General features: G+C 41.3%; 17 protein-coding genes, 4 tRNA genes and 1 pseudogene. 5 read left to right on the forward strand and 17 right to left on the reverse strand.

Annotated features, from left to right (window positions below):
- Positions 1-535: 535 nt before the first annotated feature.
- The 8 genes from FTV37_RS01510 to glyQ form a co-directional block, all read right to left on the reverse strand.
- Positions 536-1045, reverse strand: coding sequence for a hypothetical protein (locus tag FTV37_RS01510; protein WP_180002917.1), 510 nt, complete (start codon positions 1043-1045; stop codon positions 536-538).
- Positions 1046-1156: 111 nt separating this feature from the next.
- Positions 1157-1699, reverse strand: a complete 543-nt coding sequence (locus FTV37_RS01515; protein ID WP_180062893.1) for a hypothetical protein — start codon at positions 1697-1699, stop codon at positions 1157-1159.
- Positions 1700-1910: 211 nt separating this feature from the next.
- On the reverse strand, positions 1911-2558 hold the full coding sequence (locus FTV37_RS01520; RefSeq protein WP_180002919.1) for a hypothetical protein: 648 nt from the start codon (positions 2556-2558) through the stop codon (positions 1911-1913).
- A 352-nt stretch (positions 2559-2910) separates the two neighbouring features.
- Positions 2911-3300 carry a hypothetical protein gene (locus FTV37_RS01525; protein ID WP_078189759.1) on the reverse strand — a complete coding sequence of 130 codons (390 nt, stop codon included), beginning with the start codon at positions 3298-3300 and terminating at the stop codon, positions 2911-2913.
- Between the two features lie 106 nt (positions 3301-3406).
- Complete coding sequence (locus FTV37_RS01530; protein WP_180062894.1) at positions 3407-3763, reverse strand: DUF3060 domain-containing protein; 357 nt, start codon at positions 3761-3763, stop codon at positions 3407-3409.
- Between the two features lie 234 nt (positions 3764-3997).
- Positions 3998-4471, reverse strand: a complete 474-nt coding sequence (locus FTV37_RS01535) for a hypothetical protein (RefSeq protein WP_180062895.1) — start codon at positions 4469-4471, stop codon at positions 3998-4000.
- 107 nt (positions 4472-4578) lie between these two features.
- Positions 4579-6648: a glycine--tRNA ligase subunit beta gene (gene glyS / locus FTV37_RS01540; protein ID WP_180062896.1), complete on the reverse strand. Its 2070-nt coding sequence runs from the start codon at positions 6646-6648 to the stop codon at positions 4579-4581.
- Positions 6648-7631 (reverse strand): glycine--tRNA ligase subunit alpha, encoded by a 984-nt coding sequence (glyQ, locus tag FTV37_RS01545; RefSeq protein ID WP_067666981.1) that lies wholly within the window; start codon positions 7629-7631, stop codon positions 6648-6650. The genes glyS and glyQ overlap by 1 nt, the downstream gene beginning before the upstream one ends.
- A gap of 267 nt (positions 7632-7898) precedes the next feature.
- On the opposite strand from glyQ, the gene FTV37_RS01550 reads away from it, so the two are divergent.
- Complete coding sequence (locus tag FTV37_RS01550; RefSeq protein WP_180054314.1) at positions 7899-8231, forward strand: 2OG-Fe(II) oxygenase; 333 nt, start codon at positions 7899-7901, stop codon at positions 8229-8231.
- A 291-nt stretch (positions 8232-8522) separates the two neighbouring features.
- Here the strand turns inward: FTV37_RS01550 and FTV37_RS01555 are convergent, their stop codons facing one another.
- Positions 8523-9125: an OmpA family protein gene (locus tag FTV37_RS01555; RefSeq protein WP_168377937.1), complete on the reverse strand. Its 603-nt coding sequence runs from the start codon at positions 9123-9125 to the stop codon at positions 8523-8525.
- The gene (locus FTV37_RS01560) at positions 9125-9706 is read right to left on the reverse strand and encodes a hypothetical protein (protein WP_168377936.1); all 582 of its coding nucleotides are present in this window, start codon (positions 9704-9706) and stop codon (positions 9125-9127) included. The genes FTV37_RS01555 and FTV37_RS01560 overlap by 1 nt, the downstream gene beginning before the upstream one ends.
- Positions 9707-9981: 275 nt before the next feature.
- On the opposite strand from FTV37_RS01560, the gene FTV37_RS01565 reads away from it, so the two are divergent.
- Complete coding sequence (locus tag FTV37_RS01565; RefSeq protein WP_168377935.1) at positions 9982-11088, forward strand: HPP family protein; 1107 nt, start codon at positions 9982-9984, stop codon at positions 11086-11088.
- A 118-nt stretch (positions 11089-11206) separates the two neighbouring features.
- On the opposite strand, the gene FTV37_RS01570 is transcribed toward FTV37_RS01565, so the two are convergent.
- Entirely contained in the window at positions 11207-11464 is a 258-nt protein-coding gene (locus tag FTV37_RS01570) for a PspC domain-containing protein (protein ID WP_078189754.1), read from the reverse strand.
- Positions 11465-11763: 299 nt separating this feature from the next.
- Here FTV37_RS01570 and FTV37_RS01575 point away from each other — a divergent pair, with 299 nt between their 5' ends.
- Positions 11764-12417: a hypothetical protein gene (locus FTV37_RS01575; RefSeq protein ID WP_180010263.1), complete on the forward strand. Its 654-nt coding sequence runs from the start codon at positions 11764-11766 to the stop codon at positions 12415-12417.
- A gap of 122 nt (positions 12418-12539) precedes the next feature.
- Here FTV37_RS01575 and FTV37_RS01580 read toward each other — a convergent pair.
- From FTV37_RS01580 to FTV37_RS01605, 6 genes are all read right to left on the reverse strand, one after another.
- Positions 12540-12615: transfer RNA gene (locus tag FTV37_RS01580), tRNA-Lys, on the reverse strand.
- Between the two features lie 262 nt (positions 12616-12877).
- A tRNA-Lys gene (locus FTV37_RS01585) sits at positions 12878-12953 on the reverse strand.
- Between the two features lie 49 nt (positions 12954-13002).
- Positions 13003-13078 (reverse strand) — tRNA-Lys (locus FTV37_RS01590).
- 21 nt (positions 13079-13099) lie between these two features.
- A tRNA-Lys gene (locus FTV37_RS01595) sits at positions 13100-13175 on the reverse strand.
- Positions 13176-13315: 140 nt separating this feature from the next.
- Complete coding sequence (locus tag FTV37_RS01600; protein WP_180062897.1) at positions 13316-15157, reverse strand: long-chain-acyl-CoA synthetase; 1842 nt, start codon at positions 15155-15157, stop codon at positions 13316-13318.
- Between the two features lie 185 nt (positions 15158-15342).
- On the reverse strand, positions 15343-18771 hold the full coding sequence (locus FTV37_RS01605) for an Rne/Rng family ribonuclease (protein ID WP_180062898.1): 3429 nt from the start codon (positions 18769-18771) through the stop codon (positions 15343-15345).
- A gap of 394 nt (positions 18772-19165) precedes the next feature.
- Here FTV37_RS01605 and FTV37_RS18130 point away from each other — a divergent pair.
- A pseudogene (locus tag FTV37_RS18130) lies at positions 19166-19474 on the forward strand (hypothetical protein).
- Between the two features lie 55 nt (positions 19475-19529).
- On the forward strand, positions 19530-20501 hold the full coding sequence (locus tag FTV37_RS01610) for an RluA family pseudouridine synthase (RefSeq protein WP_078189751.1): 972 nt from the start codon (positions 19530-19532) through the stop codon (positions 20499-20501).
- The last annotated feature ends 96 nt before the right edge of the window (positions 20502-20597 follow it).

Genomic DNA, 20597 nt, shown 5'->3' on the forward strand with positions numbered 1-20597 from the left:
TTAGAGGAATTGCCACAAGATACGATAAGCTAAAACGTAACTATCAAAGCGCTGTTGCTTTAGCTTGTATATTTATATGGTTGCCTCTTTAGCTCAATTTATCGGCTGTAAATGTCAACACACCCTAAATATCAGTGAAAATTATTTATTCCAGAACCCTGATTTTGAAGTTCATAAATTCATGCCGACCTTACAAGTTGTGTTGGTTTCGGTATTTTTTATTGCGCATTGCGTCTTAGCGCTTATTGATTTTTTAAATCGCTATTGGTATTGGGACTATGGCTTGTTGTGGTGCCAATTATTGTGGGACAGGTCTATTTTTCTGTCTTTGGAGAGGTTGCTCATATTGATCATTTATCAGTCTGGGTTGACTATCCATTTTGCCTGTTGATGCTTATTCAAATCTGTACGGCATTGTTTGTACGTAGGCGATATCTTAAGCCAGCTGCTTAATGCTTTATTAAATAGCTAAATTTGAGTTGCTGAAATTCACGTATTCGCTAGGTAGGTCTTATCGAATACGTGAAGGTAGTTTCTAACAATTTTTCAACCATTTAGCATTGAAATGATTTTTGATCCGCTCAAATTCAAGTTCAGTCTTGATATTGTTTGGCATCATGATTTGTAAATAACTTTTTTCAAGTTTAAAAGGCTCTTTGGTATTGGGTTCAGCGTAAAAGCCACCGTTTGGATAGGTCAGATATGTTTCATAGGCACGTATAATCTGACCTTTGTGAAAATAATAACTTGTTAGGCTTTGATAGGATTCACCAAAAACATAGAGGTTTATTTTGCATTGATCATCGAGTTGATACAGTGTCGCTTCATTGCCTTCAGTCGATTTGTATTCTTCGTCATCTAACATCTCTAAGGTTTGTAATAATTTACCTTCGGCATCATGATTATATTGGTATGAATCGTACAATTGGGGAAAAATAGTTTGCAACTGTGGATAACTTTTCAACAATTGTGGAAAACGTTGTAAGCCAATCATAGAGCCAACACAGAGCAGAATGCCAAGCAAGATACCAAATAAAATTCGCATTTTTTTCTCATTAATTCATTGTTTTTATAGGCATAGGCCAAAGACCAAAAGTATTTAATTTTGGTTTTAAAAAAGCCCAACCAAAGTTGAGCTTTTAAATGTGGTGCTAAATTATAAATCAGTCACTGGATAGGTCGTAGACGTTGAACTCGATGGATAGCTACTTTGTGGATATTGATTGTTATTTTGCCCCGCATTGTTGCTCGGAGCCGTATTGATTGTATTGCCTGAAGACGGTTCACTCAACGACTGTTGGCTAATGGGCGCAGGTTGGCTGGTTTTGCCTGTGATATTTTCACGGGTTTGCTTCAATTTTTCATTGACGTTTTGAGTGGCTTGTTGTGCGCCCTGATCAACCTGTTGTACTGTATTTTGAGTAGCAGTTTTCGTATTGTCCCAAGCTTGGTCAACCGAAGGCTTAATTTTAGAAATCCCACGTTCAGTCATTTCACCAATATTTTTAGCTGCGCCAACCACACCTTCTTGGGCTTTATAAGCCCATACATGTAATAGGTTTGGGTTGTCACCATAAGGTGTGACCAATTTTTTAGTGTCGCTTTGCGTACCTTGTTGTGTATTTGCATCTACCTGAGCCCATAAACTGGGTGCAGCCAACGCTAGGCTAAGGCATAAAGTCGTTTTCAATAAATCCATTATGGCTTCACCTCTGAATTTTATAGATTTTCTATCTGATGAACGGTTTTAACGCATTATAGGAAAAATTGCAGCGAAAAAAACCTGCCGTAGCAAAATCAATACAGCAAATGACAGCTTTGTACACGTTTGTATTTTGCCTAGGGTAAAAAAAAGGCCCACTGAAGGGTGAGCCTACTCTCTGGAGGAGAGGGTATGAAAGCCAGTTTATTTATTTGTGAGCACCTAAGCTGGCTTCATGTGAGCTATGGACTTCAGCTTGTGCGACAGGCGTTTGCAACTGTACATTGCTACTGCCACTCACATTAGCTTCTTGACCTTTTTGGAAATTCGCTTTGGTTTGTTGCCATTTTTCACTGGCAAATTGGCGACCTTCCTGAGCTTTTTCACCTAAATAGCTCTTGGTTTGATCAACTTTGTTGTCGACATTGCTTTTACGTTCATCGAGTTTTGCTTTGTCTTTTGCAGCTTTTTCATCGAGCTGTGCTTTGCGCTCATCAAGCTTAGCTTTATTTTGCTCAGCCTTGGCATCGATCTTGGCTTTCGCTGCATCTGACTTTTCATCTTTAGACTGTTTTAGGTCAGCCCATTTATTTTTTGCATCTTGCTTTTTGTCAGCACTGAATTCTTTGGTGTCTTGCCACTTTTCTTGGGTGAATGTTTTGGTCTTATCGACGCCTTTTTCAATTTTGTCACCGGCTGTATGCGCAGACTGATTAATGTCTTGTTTTAGATTTTGCAGTACAGACGGTTGCTGTGTTTCAACTTTCGCATTGGCTTCTACTGCGGTGTTCGCAAATAGTGGGGTGCTTGCGAATAATGCTGCGGTGATCAGTGTTGTTTTAAATAAAGGTTTCATCTTTGCAATTGTCCTCTTTTATTGAACGCTGCTGTTGCACTCAGCATTTGCGCTTTTGGAGCAGAGGACATCTTAAGAGTAAAAAAAAGCAAAAAGTGGTTTTGTGCGATAAGTCACACAATGCAATAACAGCTCAGATACGCGGAAGTTTGAAGTGTGGAAACATGGTTAAGTTAATGCATTATTGTAATTTTATGAAAATACAGTGGCTTATATGTGTTTTGAGCGTTGCTGTGGTGTGGTTCTAGTTACGATTTTCATGATTAAAAATTATGGGTTTGAACTGATTATGATTCAAGATTAAACGAAAAATGAAACCATACCTCCATTTTGGAGATATGGTTTTTATTATTTATTCACATTGTGTAAGCGCATCTTTTGCAAAATGACCGCGTAATGCAAGGAAGTTTTTCTGTACATCCGCCGCATTTAAATCAAAATTGTGCGCTGAACTTGTACCATCTTTGGCAAAGGTTGCTGTACCACCTGAAATTAGGGTTAAGCCTTTAAATGACCATTGTTCAACAGATTTTGCTTCTTCTAAATTGCCTGTAAATTCAATCACGCATTTATCTACAAATTTAGTCAGTTTTGCTTTGTTATCTGTGGTATCTGGGTAGACATCAATGTTTTGAACCTCTTGTAATACACCTGTTTCAAGTTGTGGAATCGTTGGTGCAGATGTACATGCAGAAAGTGTTAGACCCGCAAGACCAGTCAAAAGGAATGCTTTCAATTTCATAAGTTTCATTCTTGTTGAGTGTTGTTGGATTGAGTATAGGGAATTGGTGAATTATTGGCTATAGATTTAAGTCTTAAGCCTAAATTCAACTTCATTCACTTAATATTTAACGTTTATAGGCTGCACTTCCTGGACCAACGGCATTGATGCTGACTTGGCGTGATGGATGGGTGCTTTTTTGATAATACACTTTCGAATTTGGTCCATAAATATTGATTTTATTGACTGATTCTACATAGACCGTTGTATTTGGACCTGCAACAGTAATCATCGGGCAACTGCCTTTTAGAGTAATACGGCTATCTGGAGCAGGAATATTCACTGAGCGTCCTGCGCAATCATAACTTGCAACGGTATCGGGTGAAGAAATGATGATTTGGGAATGAGTCATTTCCGTTCCAGCATTTGCAGAAGAAATAGATAGAATCAATAGTCCAAAGCTAACTAATTTTTTATTCATCATAGGTATTTCATTTTATTCAGGTTGAGTTATTTTTAGCATGCCGAGATTTATTTGCTCAAGTTTTATTCATCTTTATTTAAAACGAGATATTGAGTGCAATGCCAGATCTTTTTCACATTGATGTATTAAGAAGTGATTTCGCTTGGTGATTTAACTAATATTTCAAACGGTCTCATTGAGTATCAGCACGTTATCCTAAATATACAATGAAGCCTTAGCTGGTTTATTTAGCGATTAAAGTTTTGGCAAAAAGAACAACAGCATCAGTCCCCCCAATACTCCACCGATAATGAGCCAGTCTTTCTTACGCATATCAGCAACACGAATTATTGAAAAATACAGACTGCTAAAAAATAGAAAAACAAAGACAAATAGCACAAGGGGGTTATTGAATATAAATTTAGTACTGCCAAATAAAACGAAAATGGTTGTGCTCGACAACCAATACACCAAACTTAAAACAAATTTTGAAAGCGTTAAGTAACGCACAGTGCGGTCTAATCTGGGCAAAGTCACCGCAAGGATGATGATTCCAATAAATCCACCCAAAACAGAAATAATCAAAAAGAATAAAGCCCCCATATCTGGCTTGTTTTGAATATATGGATAAACCTTCCAAAGGTAAAAGCTGCATGCCATCAGTACTGCATGTAAGATAAAAAGATAGAGATCTGGGCGGTAAGGATGATTGACTGTAATACTTTTCATATATTGTTCTTATCAAAAAATCCCGCTATTTCTAACAGGATTCTACCTAGATTTCAAATGGCATAAAAAAACCCGCTTTAAAGCGGGTTTTTAATTAATGCTCAAACTTAGTGCTGTAACACCGAAATATCAGCCACTTTTGTGAACAAGTCACGAAGCTGTGCAAGCATACGTAAACGGTTCGCTTTTAGGTCAGCATCATCTGCCATCACCATTACACCGTCAAAGAACGCATCGACTGGCGCACGAAGTGCAGCAAGCGCAGAAAGGGCAGCAGTGTAGTCCTTCGCAGCAAATAACGGCTCAACCACAGGTGTGATTTTCGCAAGTTCAGCGAACAATGCTTTTTCAGCATCTTCAACCAAGTTGGCTTCAACCACAGCGCCTTCAGGTGCAGCTTCTTTCGCAAGAATGTTTGCAACACGTTTGTTTGCAGCAGCAAGCGCAGCAGCTTCAGGTAAGTCACGGAAATGATTTACCGCATTTACACGTTTGTCAAAATCAAGTGGTGATTTTGGAGAAAGTGCTTGAACCGCTTGAATCACATCTACAGCCACGCCTTGGTCTTCATATTTCGCACGGTAACGACCTTCAAGGAATGCAACAGCATCCGCTAAAGTCTTATCGTGATCTTTCAATACATCGCCATAGGCAGCAAGTGCAAGTTTGATTAGATCTTCAATCGAAACGTCTAAATCATTTTCAGTCACAAGACGCAAGATACCAATTGCAGAACGACGTAATGCAAACGGGTCTTTAGAACCTGTCGGCGCCTGACCAATACCAAAAATACCTGTCAATGTATCTAAACGGTCAGCAAGCGCAAGCGTAGTACCTGTTTTGGTTTTTGGTAAAACGTCACCTGCAAATTTAGGTAAGTATTGTTCACCTAAAGATTCAGCAACTTCATCATTTTCGCCTTCAATACGTGCGTAGTAAGTACCCGCAATACCTTGAAGCTCAGGGAATTCACCCACAAGTTCAGAGGTTAAGTCGCATTTTGCAAGGAGTGCAGCTTTTTCAGCATCTGCTGGGTTTGCACCAGTGATTGCAGAAAGTGCAACAGCCAAAGTCGCGATACGTTCAGACTTGTTCCAAAGGGTACCCAATTCAGCTTGGAATACCATATTTGCAAGTTTCTCTTTACGAGATGCAAGCGGTTGCTTTTGGTCTTGTAAGAAGAAGAATTCAGCATCTGACAAACGTGGACGAACAACTTTTTCGTTACCTTCAATAATTTGAGACGGATCTTTCGACTCAATGTTTGACACGGTAATGAAGTACGGTTGAAGTTTATTGTCGCTATTCACTAAGCAGAAGTACTTTTGGTTGTCCTGCATGGTGGTGATGAGTGCTTCTTGAGGCACTGCAAGGAAGCGTTCTTCAAAGCTAGCACGAAGCGCAACTGGCCATTCAACCAATGCTGTTACTTCGTCACGTAAGTCCGCAGGGACAATCGCAATGGCATTTACTTCATCAGCCAAAGTTTTGACTTGTTGGTCGATGATGGCTTGGCGCTCTTCAAAGTTTGCAATCACTTTTGCAGTACGAAGGGCATCAAGATAAGCATCAGCATTTGCAAGTGTAATTGCTTCAGGAGCATGGAAACGGTGACCATAAGTCACGTTACCTGCTTGGTGATCCTGAATGGTTGCTTCAATTACATCACTGTCTTTCAACAACACAACCCATTTTACAGGACGTACAAACTCAGTACGGCTTGCAGCAGAACGCATGCGTTTTGCGATAGGTAGGTTATCTAAAGCGTGTTGTAAAATTTGTGGAAGTAAAACATCAAGGCTTTGACCTTTCACGTCTTTTAAGTAGCACACTTTTTCAACTTTACCGGCTTGGAAAGTCGATACTTGATCAACAGTGATGCCTTGACCACGCATAAAGCCTTCAAGCGCTTTAGTTGGTTTGCCTTCGGCATCAAACGCTGCTTGTTTAGCAGGGCCATCAAAACGTTTTTGTGTGTCGGTTTGCGCTGCATCAACATTCACAATTTTAAGTGCAAGGCGGCGTGGTGCTGCATAAGCTTCAATCGCATCAAATGCAAGACCTGCGTCTTTTAAGCCTTTTAACGTTTCTGCATGTAGCGCATCACGTAATTTTTTTAAGCTTTTTGGTGGAAGTTCTTCGCAGCCTAATTCGAACAATACTGTATGTTTAGACATTATTTGCTCTCCTTAGATTCTACTTTTGCTTCCGCTTCAACTTGTGCTTTTAACTGAGCTAATACTTCGTCACGTAAAGCAGGTTCTGCCATTGGGAAGCCCAGCTTCGCACGTGCAGCAACATAACTTTGCGCAATCGCACGAGCCAATGTACGTACACGTAAAATATAACGTTGACGTTCAGTTACTGAAATTGCGCCACGTGCATCAAGCAAGTTAAAGCTATGCGATGCTTTAATCACTTGTTCGTATGCAGGAAGTGGAAGTTCCGCTTCCATTAAACGAGTCGCTTCCGCTTCATAGAAGTCGAAGAGTTCAAACATTTTTTCAACGTTGGCATATTCGAAGTTATAGGTTGATTGTTCCACTTCGTTTTGGTGGAACACGTCGCCATAGGTCACTGTACCAAACTGACCTTTAGTCCAAACCAAATCGTAAACAGAGTCTACACCTTGGAGGTACATCGCTAGACGTTCTAGACCGTAAGTGATTTCACCTGTCACAGGGTAGCACTCAACACCACCAACTTGTTGGAAGTAAGTGAACTGAGTTACTTCCATACCGTTTAACCAAACTTCCCAACCTAAGCCCCATGCGCCAAGTGTTGGAGATTCCCAGTTATCTTCCACGAAACGAATGTCGTGAACAAGGGTATCAATACCAATGGCTTTTAATGAATCTAAGTACAACTGTTGGATGTTGTCTGGGTTTGGTTTCAACACGACTTGGAACTGGTAGTAGTGTTGTAGGCGGTTTGGGTTCTCACCATAACGGCCATCTTTCGGACGGCGAGATGGCTGAACATAAGCAGCGTTCCAAGTTTCAGGGCCTAAGGCACGTAGGAAAGTTGCAGTGTGGAATGTACCCGCACCCATTTCCATATCGTAAGGTTGAAGAATTACACAGCCTTGTTCAGCCCAGTAGTTTTGTAAGGCAAGAATTAAGCCTTGGAAGGTATCAATATGCGATATGGCGCGACTCATGGTCATCCACTTAAAATTAGATAAAAATTGTGCTCAATTATAAGGATTTTGGGGGTGTGTGGCAAAGGTTTCGCGTGAACAAGTGGGCTTTTAATGCCAGATAGAATAAAGGCACTGAGGGTTTTAAATGAAGCTGAGTCTTTATTGGTGAAATATGGTGGCAATAAGACAACTTCATCAGTGATACTGTTGTTAACGATGATCATGCTATAAAAATACAATGAAATTTAGGAATAATAAAATTATTCAAAGACTTATGGGTTTTAAATGGTTGCATTGAAAAAAGGAAGACAGCATTCGGGTTCAGATAAAATGTTGTTATTACAAAACCATTTAGGACTTAAATGTGATGCCTATTTTCTTCGTTTTCCTGTGGGTTCAATGATTCCACCACGTCAAGACTCTGTACAATATGGGCAGCATTTTAGGTTGAATATCGTGATTAAAAAATCGAAAGCAGGTGGTGAATTTATATGTGAGCGAAGCATCATTGATTTACCAAGAGTTAAATTATTTAGACCGGATTTGTATCGGCATGAGGTTACAGAAGTGCAGGGCAGCTCACGCTATGTATTAAGTATCGGATGCGTAATCGATTAAATTTGATAGATAAAATCAATATCTTTTAAGAAAATTCAGCCTGTAATTTTCAAAAAAATCCCAAATAACCAACAGGGTAATCGGTCTTTTATAACGTCTTTTGCAACTTAGGTGGCTTGGTACAGCATACGAAAATCGAATAAAAAATATCGCCGCTCAATGAACGTTTGCTATATGACTTTGGCGCGTCTATCGTTTAGAGATATTCTCAAAAAAAGAATCAAAATTCACCACTAAAAATTTAGTCGTAAAATAAAAAATGAGTCGTTTAGACTCATTTTTATCAAGGCTTTATGACTCAGATAAGCTTTTGGTTTTATTAATTACAATTTCAACCCGTCGATTTTTCTGACGACCTTCAGGATTGTCCTCACCATTAGATAGGGTATTCGGTTTAAGCGGCTGACTTTCTCCCATCCCGCTGATTTGATAATTTAAATCAATACCTTGGGCTTTAAAATAATCACGCACCGCTTCAGCCCGTTGTAACGACAGTTTTTGGTTGGCGGCATCTGAACCAATATTATCGGTATGGCCGACAATGGCAATAATGCCTTTACCTTTGCTTTTTAAGGTCTGGGCTGCTTGCTGTAACTCAGGTTCAGCTTCGGGTTTTAAATTGGCTTTGCCAAAATCAAACAGCACATCCGAACTTAAATTCACCTGAATATTAAATTCATTATGATTGGCACTTAAATCTGAACCGACAGCCGATAAATTACTGGCTTCTGCCTGAGGTTGACTTGGTTCAGATGGCTTCGGCTGCTGTTCTGGCACAGTCTGAGTGTTGTCTATTTCTGCGACGTTCTGTTCAGTCTGCGGTGGATCAGTTTTGGAATCTACACATCCTGCAATCAATAAGCTCAAACTTGCGCTATACAGTAATGTTCTCATTAGCGTTCAACCGGTATGCCGTCAAAAGAACCTGCATTACCTAAATTGATGCTAATGGTCTTGGTGCTTTCAGGCGGCGCAGGGAATTTAAAGGTGAGTAAAATAGGTTCATAACTGGCTTTTTGGATAGCTTTATTTGTTGCATTTAAAGGTGCTGCCATCCAAATGCCAGCATCATCTTGCAGCAGTCCTACTTTTTTGGCTGTGTCATCATCAATATAATTGGTTTGTTCCAAATTGATGGATGTGCTCATAAATTCAGTGTTTCCATTTGGGGCAGGGTTAGGTTGAGCTATCACTTTTACGGTTAAAATTTTTCCAATCACCTTGACGCTTTGTAAACCTAAAGTGCCTTTACTCATGGGGATTTCAGCTAAAGTGGGTTGAGGCGCTGGTGCTTCAACTTGTGGTGCTGGTTCTCGAATAAGATCATCCCCATTTTTTGCAGTTTCAGCTGGGGCCATTTCTTGAGGTGTATTATCATTGGCTGGCGGATTGGCTTGTTGAGGTTCTTTGGAGCAGGCCGATAAACCCAAGCCAAGCATACAGAGGGCACACATTGCGAAGATATTTTTATTCATTCAGAACATCCTTTTTTCAAATATTTTTATAGGTCTTTTGACTATAGGGAATTTTAAACAGCTAGCCTGTCTAGGTTTTGTTGTAAAACGTTAATGAAATAAGAGAGATGAGCAGGTGATTGACTCGTGAGCATTATTCAGTTCTTTCGGCTTTAATTTGGATTAGATATTGTTCAGTAGAAAATTTTATAAGATAAAGGTATAAAATAAATACATCTTATAAGAGACTTCGTTTTATAATCGCCCATCTGTTCGAATAATCAATCAGGCATATCGTGTTTCACGCAAAATCAGCTTGGCTTAATACACTTAAACCCAACTTTAAAGTTTTACCATTAAAAGATCGCATCCTATGTGGGGTAGGTGCTTTGCTTGGCTTGAGTATTTCTTCGCTGATTAGTTGGTTAGCGCTAGGTGACTTAAATGCATGGTATATCGCCCCGATGGGCGCATCGTCTGTGCTGCTCTTTGCTGTACCTGCTAGTCCTTTGGCACAGCCGTGGAATATGGTGGTCGGTAATAGTCTTGCGGCTTTGATTGGCGTGACTTGTGCGATGTATATTCCTAATTTAACCGAAGCTTTTAGTATCGCAGTTGCATTAGCGATTATCTTAATGATGACCACGGACTCATTGCATCCACCGAGTGGGGCAGTAGCGATTACCGCGGTATTAGGCGGCGAGGCTGTCCATGATTTAGGCTACGCCTTTCTTTTTTATCCAGTCCTTTTAAATTCGGTCCTCTTGATGGTGGTTGCTATTATTTATAACCGATTACTAGGTAAGCAGTATCCACAAAAATCACAAGTTAATACACGGACGACAGATCCAACACCGACACAAAAAGTGTCGATTCAACCTGCGGATATTCAGCAAGTCTTAGAACAGCAAAGTCAGTTACTCGATATCAGTGAATACGACCTACAAAAAATCATTTTAGAAGCACAGCAGTTAGCTAGTCGTCGTGGTCTAAGCCAGTTTCATTGTCGTGATCTCATGAGCCAGCAAGTGATTAGCTTGCGTGCAGAAGATGATATTCAGTCAGCATTGGAAAAGTTTAAACAAGTCAATTTGATGAGTTTGCCAGTGGTGAGTGATTTGGATCGCTTGGTGGGAAATTTGGCTTTATATGATGTAGTGGAATGGTTTAAACGTGCCGCAGACCCCAAAGCCAGTTGGGAAAATCACGTTTATCAAATTATGAATCCCAAAGTGGTGACCGTGCAGCCAGATCAACCGATTGAAGATTTGGTGCCGTATTTTGTGGAAAGATCTTTTAATTATATTCCAGTCGTTGAGCAAAAACGGTTGGTGGGAATGATTAGCCGTGCTGATATGATCGCCGCGTTATATCAACAGCTAAATCAGCAAACAAAATCTTAAGCCTTAAACTTTGATTTAAATTCATCAGCCTTAAATATGGTTTTGCCAATATGTAGGCAAAAAAAAGCTACGGAATCTTGGGGGAGAAACCGTAGCGACCAAACTGGGTCAAAGGATTTTAACGTCTATCATCATTCACAGTACGAATAGGGTCTGAATAGCCATTGGTACGGAAAAAGTTATCTTGTGCTTTAGGCATGACTAACCATAAAACCAAGTACACCAAAATACCGGGAAAGGCTGCGCTTAAGCATGATACAAAGATAAAAATAATACGCAGTAAATTTGCGTTCCAACCAAAACGTTCAGCAATACCCCCCATCACACCAGCAATCATGTTAGAGCGGTTTGAGCGATATAAACCAACATTGGCCATTCAGGTCTCCTTCAAAAAAGAATAAATTTGAATATTTCCAAATTCATATTATAGAAATGGTGACAAGCTTTGCGATTTAAAGGGTGCAGAAAAAAATTAAGTAAAGTTATGTAATTTGAAGAATTGGTTTGATTAGTTTGCCTTTAAAATAGCTTGAGTATTAATTAAATATCAACGATAACAATGAGATATGATTAACATATATCGCAAATATATGTATACAGCGTTGATTATTTGATTACAATATTAAGTCAGCAAGAACTGAAAAAACCAATGAATGATTGGTCTTGGCACATTATATGAAAACATCGGCTTCACCTTTTTTGATGAAATTTGCATATCTTTCAGTGTTTGCAGGAGTGTTCAGCCTCTCTTTTATTGGTTGTAGTCCAACGCATCAACCCGCAGCGGATAAGGGTGAAAGTTCAGCATCAACTGTCGCATCGGAAGTTCAAGCGAAGCAAGATCATGGAAAAAAATTAACCCAAGTGGCAGGGCAGGCGACATTGCCGAATGATGATGAATTAAAGTCAGCTCCTGTTCCTGAACATGCCAAAATTTTTATTGGACGTTTTCATGCCAAAGTAAAATGCGATGACAGTTTTATTCCATGCCCAGAAGGCGATGCGGAGTTCATTCTTAACTTATTGCCAGATGGCACGGTACACCGCAGTATTATTCAAATTGGTAAAGTGTTTGCTGAAAAAACCAATACGCCAGGCATTAATGTGAAATACCGTAAGGATACGTGGAGTGTTAATGAAGCACATACCGAGCTGGTGGTTCATCGAAAAGAAGGCGTGAATTTCTATTATCATGTGATTAATGAAAATAAAATCACCATGGATTTAGACAAAATTCGTCAAGGTGAAGTCGACCGAAATCAGGAATTATTTTCTAAAGGCTATCCTCAGCCTCAACATGCCTATACCTTGGTGAAAGACCCAAATTAAATACTGCGAATGAAGTAAATAAAATTATAAATTGCGTTTGAGTGTCGGCGTGAAATTCGTAGTTCTTGGCTAATCGAATGGAATTAGCTAAAAAAAATTGAATTATTAATACGATATAGAATTGGTGGGTTGTGTGGGGTTCGAACCCACGACCAATAGATTAAGAGTCTACTGCTCTACCAACTGAGCTAACAACCCTGAGAAAATTTTAAAAGAGCATTTTAAAATTTTAGCAAGATAAACGAAGCGCGTAGTTTTGAATACTAGGGAATATTTGTTATCTAAAATTTTTCAGGTCAAATACTTCATCTAGCAAGACAAGAATGATACTTCGCAACATCGCTATAGCAAAATTTCGAGAATGGCGAATCAAAACCAGTAATGGTGATGGTTTGTCTTGGTCGGAACCTGCAGGTTTCTTTTTCTTCAACTGCCGGAAGAAAGAAGCCCTAAGAAAGAATGGTGGGTCGTCCGCGACTCGAACGCGGGACCAATAGATTAAAAGTCTACTGCTCTACCAACTGAGCTAACGACCCTTAGGGGGTATGCACAAGATTGTAATCTAAAACTGGCATTTTAGAAAGATGGTGGGTCGTCCGCGACTCGAACGCGGGACCAATAGATTAAAAGTCTACTGCTCTACCAACTGAGCTAACGACCCATCTTGTGGTATCGAAGGAAATGGTGGGTCGTCCGCGACTCGAACGCGGGACCAATAGATTAAAAGTCTACTGCTCTACCAACTGAGCTAACGACCCATTTCGCTTGATGGTGCGTATTGTAGCAAGATCTGCTTCAAGCGCAAGTAAAAAATCATAAACTTGCTTGTGTTTGATTATAAATACAACAAAGTAGCTCATTTTAGCGGATATCTGTCGCTAAAATGAGCGCTATTTGCTTAAAAACGGTATTTATATGCCTGAATATTGGCATAAATTTCAGGAGTTAAATCACAGTAAGCAGTTGCATTTGGCAGCAATACCAATAAACGTTCATCAGTTTGCTGAGGATCAAAAGCTTGTTCTTTCAGCTTGTTTTTTTGGTATTTAAATGTGCCTGTGGTTTCGACTTTTTTCTGTACACGTAAAAATACTGGCACGGCATAAGCTGGTAAGCATTTTTTAAATTGTAGAACCATTTCACTACAATCTTGTTCGTTGAGTTCGGCACCGTCGGTGAGCGTGATGGCAGCCATACCTGCACGGCCATTTGTATCTGGAATTTCTACGCCATAAACCACAGCTTCAGCAATTTTATCGTACTCACTCACCATATTTTCAACTTCAGTGGTTGAAACGTTTTCACCTTTCCAGCGGAAAGTATCACCTAGACGGTCGACAAATTGTGCATGGCGGAAGCCAATGTCACGAACCAAGTCGCCAGTGTTGAAGTATGAATCACCATGCTTGAATACATCTTTCATAATGACGGATTTGTTTTTTTCCGTGTCGGTATAGCCATCGAAAGGTGAGCGACGGGTAATTTTACCGATGAGTAAGCCAACTTCGCCTTTTTTAACTTTAATGCAGCGACCTTTAGCATCATGTACAGCTTCATTTTTTTCTTTATCAAACTGAATAATCGCATAAGGCGTTGGTGAAAAACCAACGGTATTGTCGAAGTTAAACACATTACTAAAGCCGACGTTGCCTTCACTTGAAGCATAGAGTTCAAGGACTTCTTCGACCCCAAAGCGTTCTTTAAACTTATCCCAAATGTTTGGTCGCATGCCGTTACCAATCATTTTTTTCACACGATGGCCTTTTTCAAGGTCTGAATGTGGAGCATCCATCAAATAGCGGCAAAGCTCGCCCACATAGCCAATGGCTGATGCATCAAATTTTTGTACATCTTTCCAAAATGAAGAGGTCGAGAACTTGCGACGCAGGGCAAGGGTGGCGCTACCGGCAATCACCCCACACCAACAAACTACAGTGCCTGTAGCGTGATAGAGCGGCAAAGTTACGTACATCACATCATCTTTATTCAGATTAAGGACGTGACCATATGTTCCATAAGCCAAAGTCCAACGGCTGTTGGTGAAAATCACCGCTTTAGGTAAGCCTGTTGTCCCAGAGGTGTAGATATAAAATAGGCCGTCTTTGCCTTTTACACTTGCAGTGGTGGGTGTGTTGAATTTTGGAAATTCATCAATCGCTTCTGCAAGGTTTAAGAAGCCTTTCGGTGCTTGACCAGCATCTACACGAGTGGCTTGATCTGCGAACCAATGTAAACGATCTGCAGCTACACTGAGATCATCACGAATCTCTTCTACAGCTTGACGGCATTCTTCGCCCACAATTACCGCAATTGGGTTCACTAAGTTGATGCTGTGTGTCAGGACTTTGCCGACTTGTGATGTATTGACCAAAGCACTGGTGACGCCAATTTTGGCTAAAGCCACGATGGTTGCCACGAGTTCAGATCGGTTTTCGATCATCACTGCAATCACATCACCTTTTTTTGCACCGAGTGCAAGGTAATAGTGACCAATTTGATTGGCCCATTCATTTAATTCGTTATAGGTATATTTTTGCTCTTCAAAATAAAGTGCATAACCCTTGGGATTACGCTTTACGGCTTTTTCAAATGCAATTCCCAAGCCTGCGGAAGTATTTGGGGTACGTAAATAGGCTTGCTTTAGACCACTCAACAGGTTGGGTACTTTGCTAATGAACGCGGGAATTTTTGCTGCAACATCAGCAATCCCAATAAGGTCGTGTTGTGTAGTTTGGCTCATGTGAATCCTATTTATTTTTCGTAATCCGATACGGTCTATTTCTTTGCAATGAAATTTGCAGCAAATTCTACAATTGTCTTTTAATCGTTTCGATCTAGTGCAATCAACCTAATTTGACAAAAGTATCAAAAAAAAACCAGTCACCGAAATGACTGGATTTTTTTATTCACCTGCAAAATAGCAAATTACTGCTCAGTTGCGGTGTTTGCTTTTTTCGGTGGACGACCGCGAGGACGACGAGGGCGTGCAGGTTTTTCACCTTCAGCGGCCGAGTTTTCGTCTACAGGAACCTCAACTTTCTTTTCCGCCTCAACGGCTTGAGCTTTTTCTTCTACTGGTTTAGTAGGAGCTTCAGACACTTCTTCCGTCTTTTCAGGCTGCGCACTCACATCCAGTTCAGCTTGAACGGGTGTCAGTACTTCAGCTTGAACGGGTTCAGGTGCTTCAGTTTGACTTGCAACGTCGGATACATTGGCTTCAACTGTAGCAGCTTTAGCTTCTGCAACTACAGGCGCCTCAATAGTAGTGTCTGCGACAGGCGTAGCTTCCACCTCAGCATGTGCTTTTGCTTGGTCTTGTTTCGCTTGTTCAGCGGCAAGTTTAGCAAGGCGACGACGCTCACGTGGGTCATTAGCAACACGTTTATCTGACACAGGCTTTGGTGGTGTCAAATCCAACATTGGCGCTGGTTCAGCTTCAGGTGCAGCTTTTGTAACTTGAACATCACGAGTGACAGGCTTTTTCTCTACAGCTGCTTCAGCTGCAGGTGCAGTCAAAGTCGCGGCATATTCTTCCGTGAATTTTTGCAATGCACGGTTGAATGTTGGAATTAAGCCAAATTGCTCAATCAGTACTGAGCAGTCTTCACCGTATACATGCTTAATCAAGCTGCTTACAGTGTATTGACCCAGTGTCGGCACTTGAGATGGCGAAATTTTCGGAGCCTGTGCTTGTTGAGCGCGAGCTGCACGTTGTTCGCGGCGGCGTTGACGTGGGTCATTGCTTGCACGAGACGGTTTTTGCTGAGCATGCTGTGGTTTATGTCCTACTTCTTTTGTTTCAGTCGCAGGTTTTTCCACTTTTTCTGCTTCAACGACAGCGGCTTTTTGGACTACTGGGGTTTCTACAGGTTTTTCAACTGCTGGGGCAGTATTTAGCGCTACGATTTCGCTTTGAGCTTGATCAACATTTACTACAAGTGCTGTTGGTATCACGTCTTGACGTGGTGCATCAACAACTTCAACTTTAGGTTGACGTTGATTGCGGTTTTCAGATTGTTGCTCAGTTGCAACTTCCTGAGCAATCACTTGCTCGTTCAATACGCTTTGATCGCGGTGGCGATTTGGGCGATTTGGACGTTGTTGGTTGTTGCGGTCACGACGTGGAACAGACTGCGGTTGTTCATTGTTTTGAACATCTTGCTGCACTTGTTCGTTGTTATGTTGACGGCGTGAGTTACGACGGTTTTCACGTTGGTCTTGACGGTTGTCTTGGCGCGGTTCTTGACGTTCAGAACGTTGCTCTTGGCGTTCGTTTTGACGTGCTTCGTTATTGCGCTGCTCTTGACGATCTTGACGTGAAGGTTGTAACACTTCTTCATGAACTTGATGCGGTTGAGCTTCTTGTTCACGTGGTTCTTTATGCTTAGTGCGCTTTTTGTTGTGACGTTTTTCTTCACGGTCAGCTTTTTCTGAATGGCTGTCACGTTCTTGTTTGTGCACAACAGAAGAAGGCGCAAGGTAAGCATTATTGTCTACGACAACAACAGGCGCTGCCGATGCAGGGGTAATTTGACCAAACTGGCCACGGCTTGCAGCACCGCCATTCACCATTTGTTCAATTGCAGCAGCAGCATTGTTTGCAGTACGCGACTGGTCAACGGTTGCAGCTTGTTTTTGAACAAATAAGTTTTCTAACCATGCACATGGACTAGATGATGCAGCAGGAGCTGCAACTTGTGCAGGTGCTTGTTGAGCAGCAACAGGTTGTTGCTTATTCTTTTTGTGGCCTTTTTCTTGTTGTTGTACAGGTGCTTGTTGCTGAGCAGCAGCGGCCTGTTCTTCACCTAAGTGCCACTCAGATGCTTCGTAACCCAATTCTTTTTCGCTAGAACGTGTTGCTTCAGTGCGTTCATAACTTGTCGGTGCAAAACCTTCAGGGTTATACGAAATTTCGTAATGTGGTGTTTCTAGGTGAGGGTGTGGAAGTACAGTCACACGAACATTTGAAGTTTGCTCAAGATATACAAGGCTGTGACGCTTTTCATTCAATAGGAATGCAGCAATTTCAACAGGCACTTCAACTTGAACTTCACCATGACGTTCGCGTAGCGCAATCTCTTCCACTTTACGCATAATCGAAAGTGATAAAGAGCGTAGGTCACGTACCATACCTGTACCATGACAGCGTGGGCATACATAACCAGTGGCTTCTTCAAGCGATGGACGTAAGCGTTGACGGCTCATTTCCATCAAACCAAAGCGTGACAATTGACCGAATTGGATACGCGCACGGTCACTTTGTGTTGCTTCACGAAGTTTAGCTTCAACCATACGTTGGTTACGGTCTTTGGTCATGTCGATGAAGTCGATCACAACCAAACCACCGATATCACGTAAACGTAATTGGCGAGCAATTTCTTCTGCTGCTTCAAGATTGGTATTTAGCGCTGTATCTTCTACGTCGCTACCACGTGTTGATTTTGCAGAGTTAATATCAATTGAAACCAATGCTTCAGTTTGGTCAATCACAATTGAACCACCAGAAGGAAGTTTTACTTCACGCTCATAGGCCGTTTGGATTTGACTTTCGATACCAAAATGAGCAAATAACGGTTCATTTAAAGTATAAGTTTTTAATTTGTCGATTTGACGTGGCATCACAGCTTTAACAAAGTTATATGCTTCGTTATACGCTTGCTCAGAGTCAATCAGAATTTCAGCAACATCATCACGTAAATAGTCACGAATCGCACGTGTAACCACACCGGCTTCTTGGTGAACCAACATTGGTGATGGACCTGAACTTGATGTGCTTTGGATTTGTGCCCAAAGGTCAAGCAAGTGTTGCAGGTCAAGTTGCAGTTCTTCTTGAGAACGACCAATACCTGCAGTACGTACAATTACGCTCATGCCACGAGGGACATTTAAAGACGCCAACATTTCTTTCAATTCTTCACGAACTGAACCTGAAATTTGACGGCTAATACCGCCACCTTTCGGGTTGTTTGGCATCAATACCAAATAACGACCAGCAAGTGAGATAAATGTAGAAAGGGCAGCACCTTTATTACCACGTTCTTCTTTTTCCACTTGAACCAAAAGTTCAGTGCCTTCAGTGATCAATTCGCGGATGTTTGAAGTTTGGCGAGGATCTGCTTTGTAATAAGAATTGGCAATTTCGCGCATCGACAAGAAGCCTTGACGACCTGCACCGTATTCAACAAATACAGCTTCTAATGAAGGTTCTACGCGGGTCACATGACCTTTATAGATATTCGATTTTTTTTGTTCACGGGTACGATTCTCTAAGTCAAAATCGTAAAGACGCTGACCAGTGACAAGTGCAACGCGAATTTCTTCGGCATGTGTTGCATTAATCAACATACGTTTCATGGGTGTAACACCTAATAGTGATACACAGAAGAACATCGCCTGACTCGTAGCGAGCATCAGATAGCATGGATCAAGTTGCACAGATCGAAAAACATCATCTGTGCATGTGTACCGACCTTCTTTGGGCGGGCAACGGTTTTTGATTCACGTATTGATGATGGCAATACGGCTTCAATCTTTTAAACGATTAAAGTCACCTGAACGCGTTTCACTGGCGGACAAACGGTGCATTGGATGTGAGTAACTTTCACTGTCACATTGCTCGAAGAGCATCCATTCATATCTGATAGAGCGTCTTGATACGGAATTATCATCGTACCTTTACAAACTGTGCAGATCCAATGCATCAAACGTTGTGGCCTGAACACGATTTCCAGGGAGCGACTGGTCTGATGTGTATCAGTTTACGTTTAAAAACCAACCTTGGTTGGCACATATTTTTTTGGGGCAAACTGTTTTATGTACCTACGGCACAATTAAACGCAACAGTTTGCAGTTTTGCCGATATAATAAGCCTTCGGCGTCGGCATAATTCTTTTGGGACCTTTCCGAGCTAAATGAGTAATTGCTTGAAAGTTCAATGACAGTAAATACTGAAATGAATCAACTTTTACTCAGTTACGGTGGTTTCCGTGCGCTGACTATATCAAACCTTGCATCATCTGCCTATGGGCTAAGCTTATGTTTCTTGCGAAAAGTATAGCTTGAATGATCAGTTTTTAATCAATTTTAGTATTTTTTTAGGTCACAGTAACTGTATGAATTCTACGCAAGAATGGCAAAGCGTCACCTGGTTTGAAGTGGACGAGCATCAGGCGGGTCAACGTATTGATAATTTCCTGTTTAGTCGTCTGAAAGGTGTGCCTAAAAGTCGCATTTATCGTCTGATTCGTGAAAGCCAAGTTCGCGTCAATAAAAAACGCGTCAAAGCGGAAACCAAACTCAATATTGGTGACCAAGTTCGAGTTGCTCCAATTCGTTATGAGCAAAAAGATGAGTCTGCGGTTCCCGTATCGGACAAAGTGGCACAAAGTTTACTGAGCCGTGTGGTGTACGAAGATGAAGGCTTAATGGTGGTAAACAAACCTTCTGGTATTGCTGTTCACGGCGGTAGTGGTGTGGCGTATGGTTTGATCGAAGGCTTACGTGCCGCAACAGGGAAGAAATACCTTGAGCTGATTCACCGAATTGACCGCGACACTTCTGGTTTGGTGATGATTTCGAAAAAACGTAGTGTGTTAAAAAGCCTGCAAGACATGTTACGTGAGCACAAAATCCAAAAAACTTATGCTGCTGTGGTGAAAGGCGTGGTGAGTTTGGATAAGCAGCTCATTGATCAGCCTTTGCATCGTTATGAACTGGCGAATGGCGAGCGTCGTGTACGTGTATCACCTAAAGAAGGTAAAGAGTCGAAGACGCTGTGGAACGTGAAAGAACGTTTTATGCATGCCACATTGGTGTATGCGTCTCCACTTTCGGGCCGTACCCATCAGATCCGTGTACATGGTTTAAGTATTGGTCATCCATTGGTGGGCGATGAAAAATATGGTCATGAAACTGAATACCGTGGTCCCAAGCCACGTCGTTTATGTCTGCATGCTATGCGTTTAGAAATTCCGGGTTACCAAACCATTGAAGCGCCATTGCCAGAAGATATGCAAAGCCTTGTGGCGCAGCTACGCGCGCAAAAAGCCGACAAAGTGGTGAAGTCTTCAGAAGATGACGAGTAAGTTTTAAATATTAGACTTCTCCCCCCTGAGCAGGACTGCTTCGTAAGTTTTCTTTCTCCCTCTCCTTTAAGGAGAGGGCCGGGGTGAGGTAAATAA

Source organism: Acinetobacter sp. YH16042 (assembly GCF_013417245.1).
Classification (GTDB): Bacteria; Pseudomonadota; Gammaproteobacteria; order Pseudomonadales; family Moraxellaceae; genus Acinetobacter; species Acinetobacter amyesii.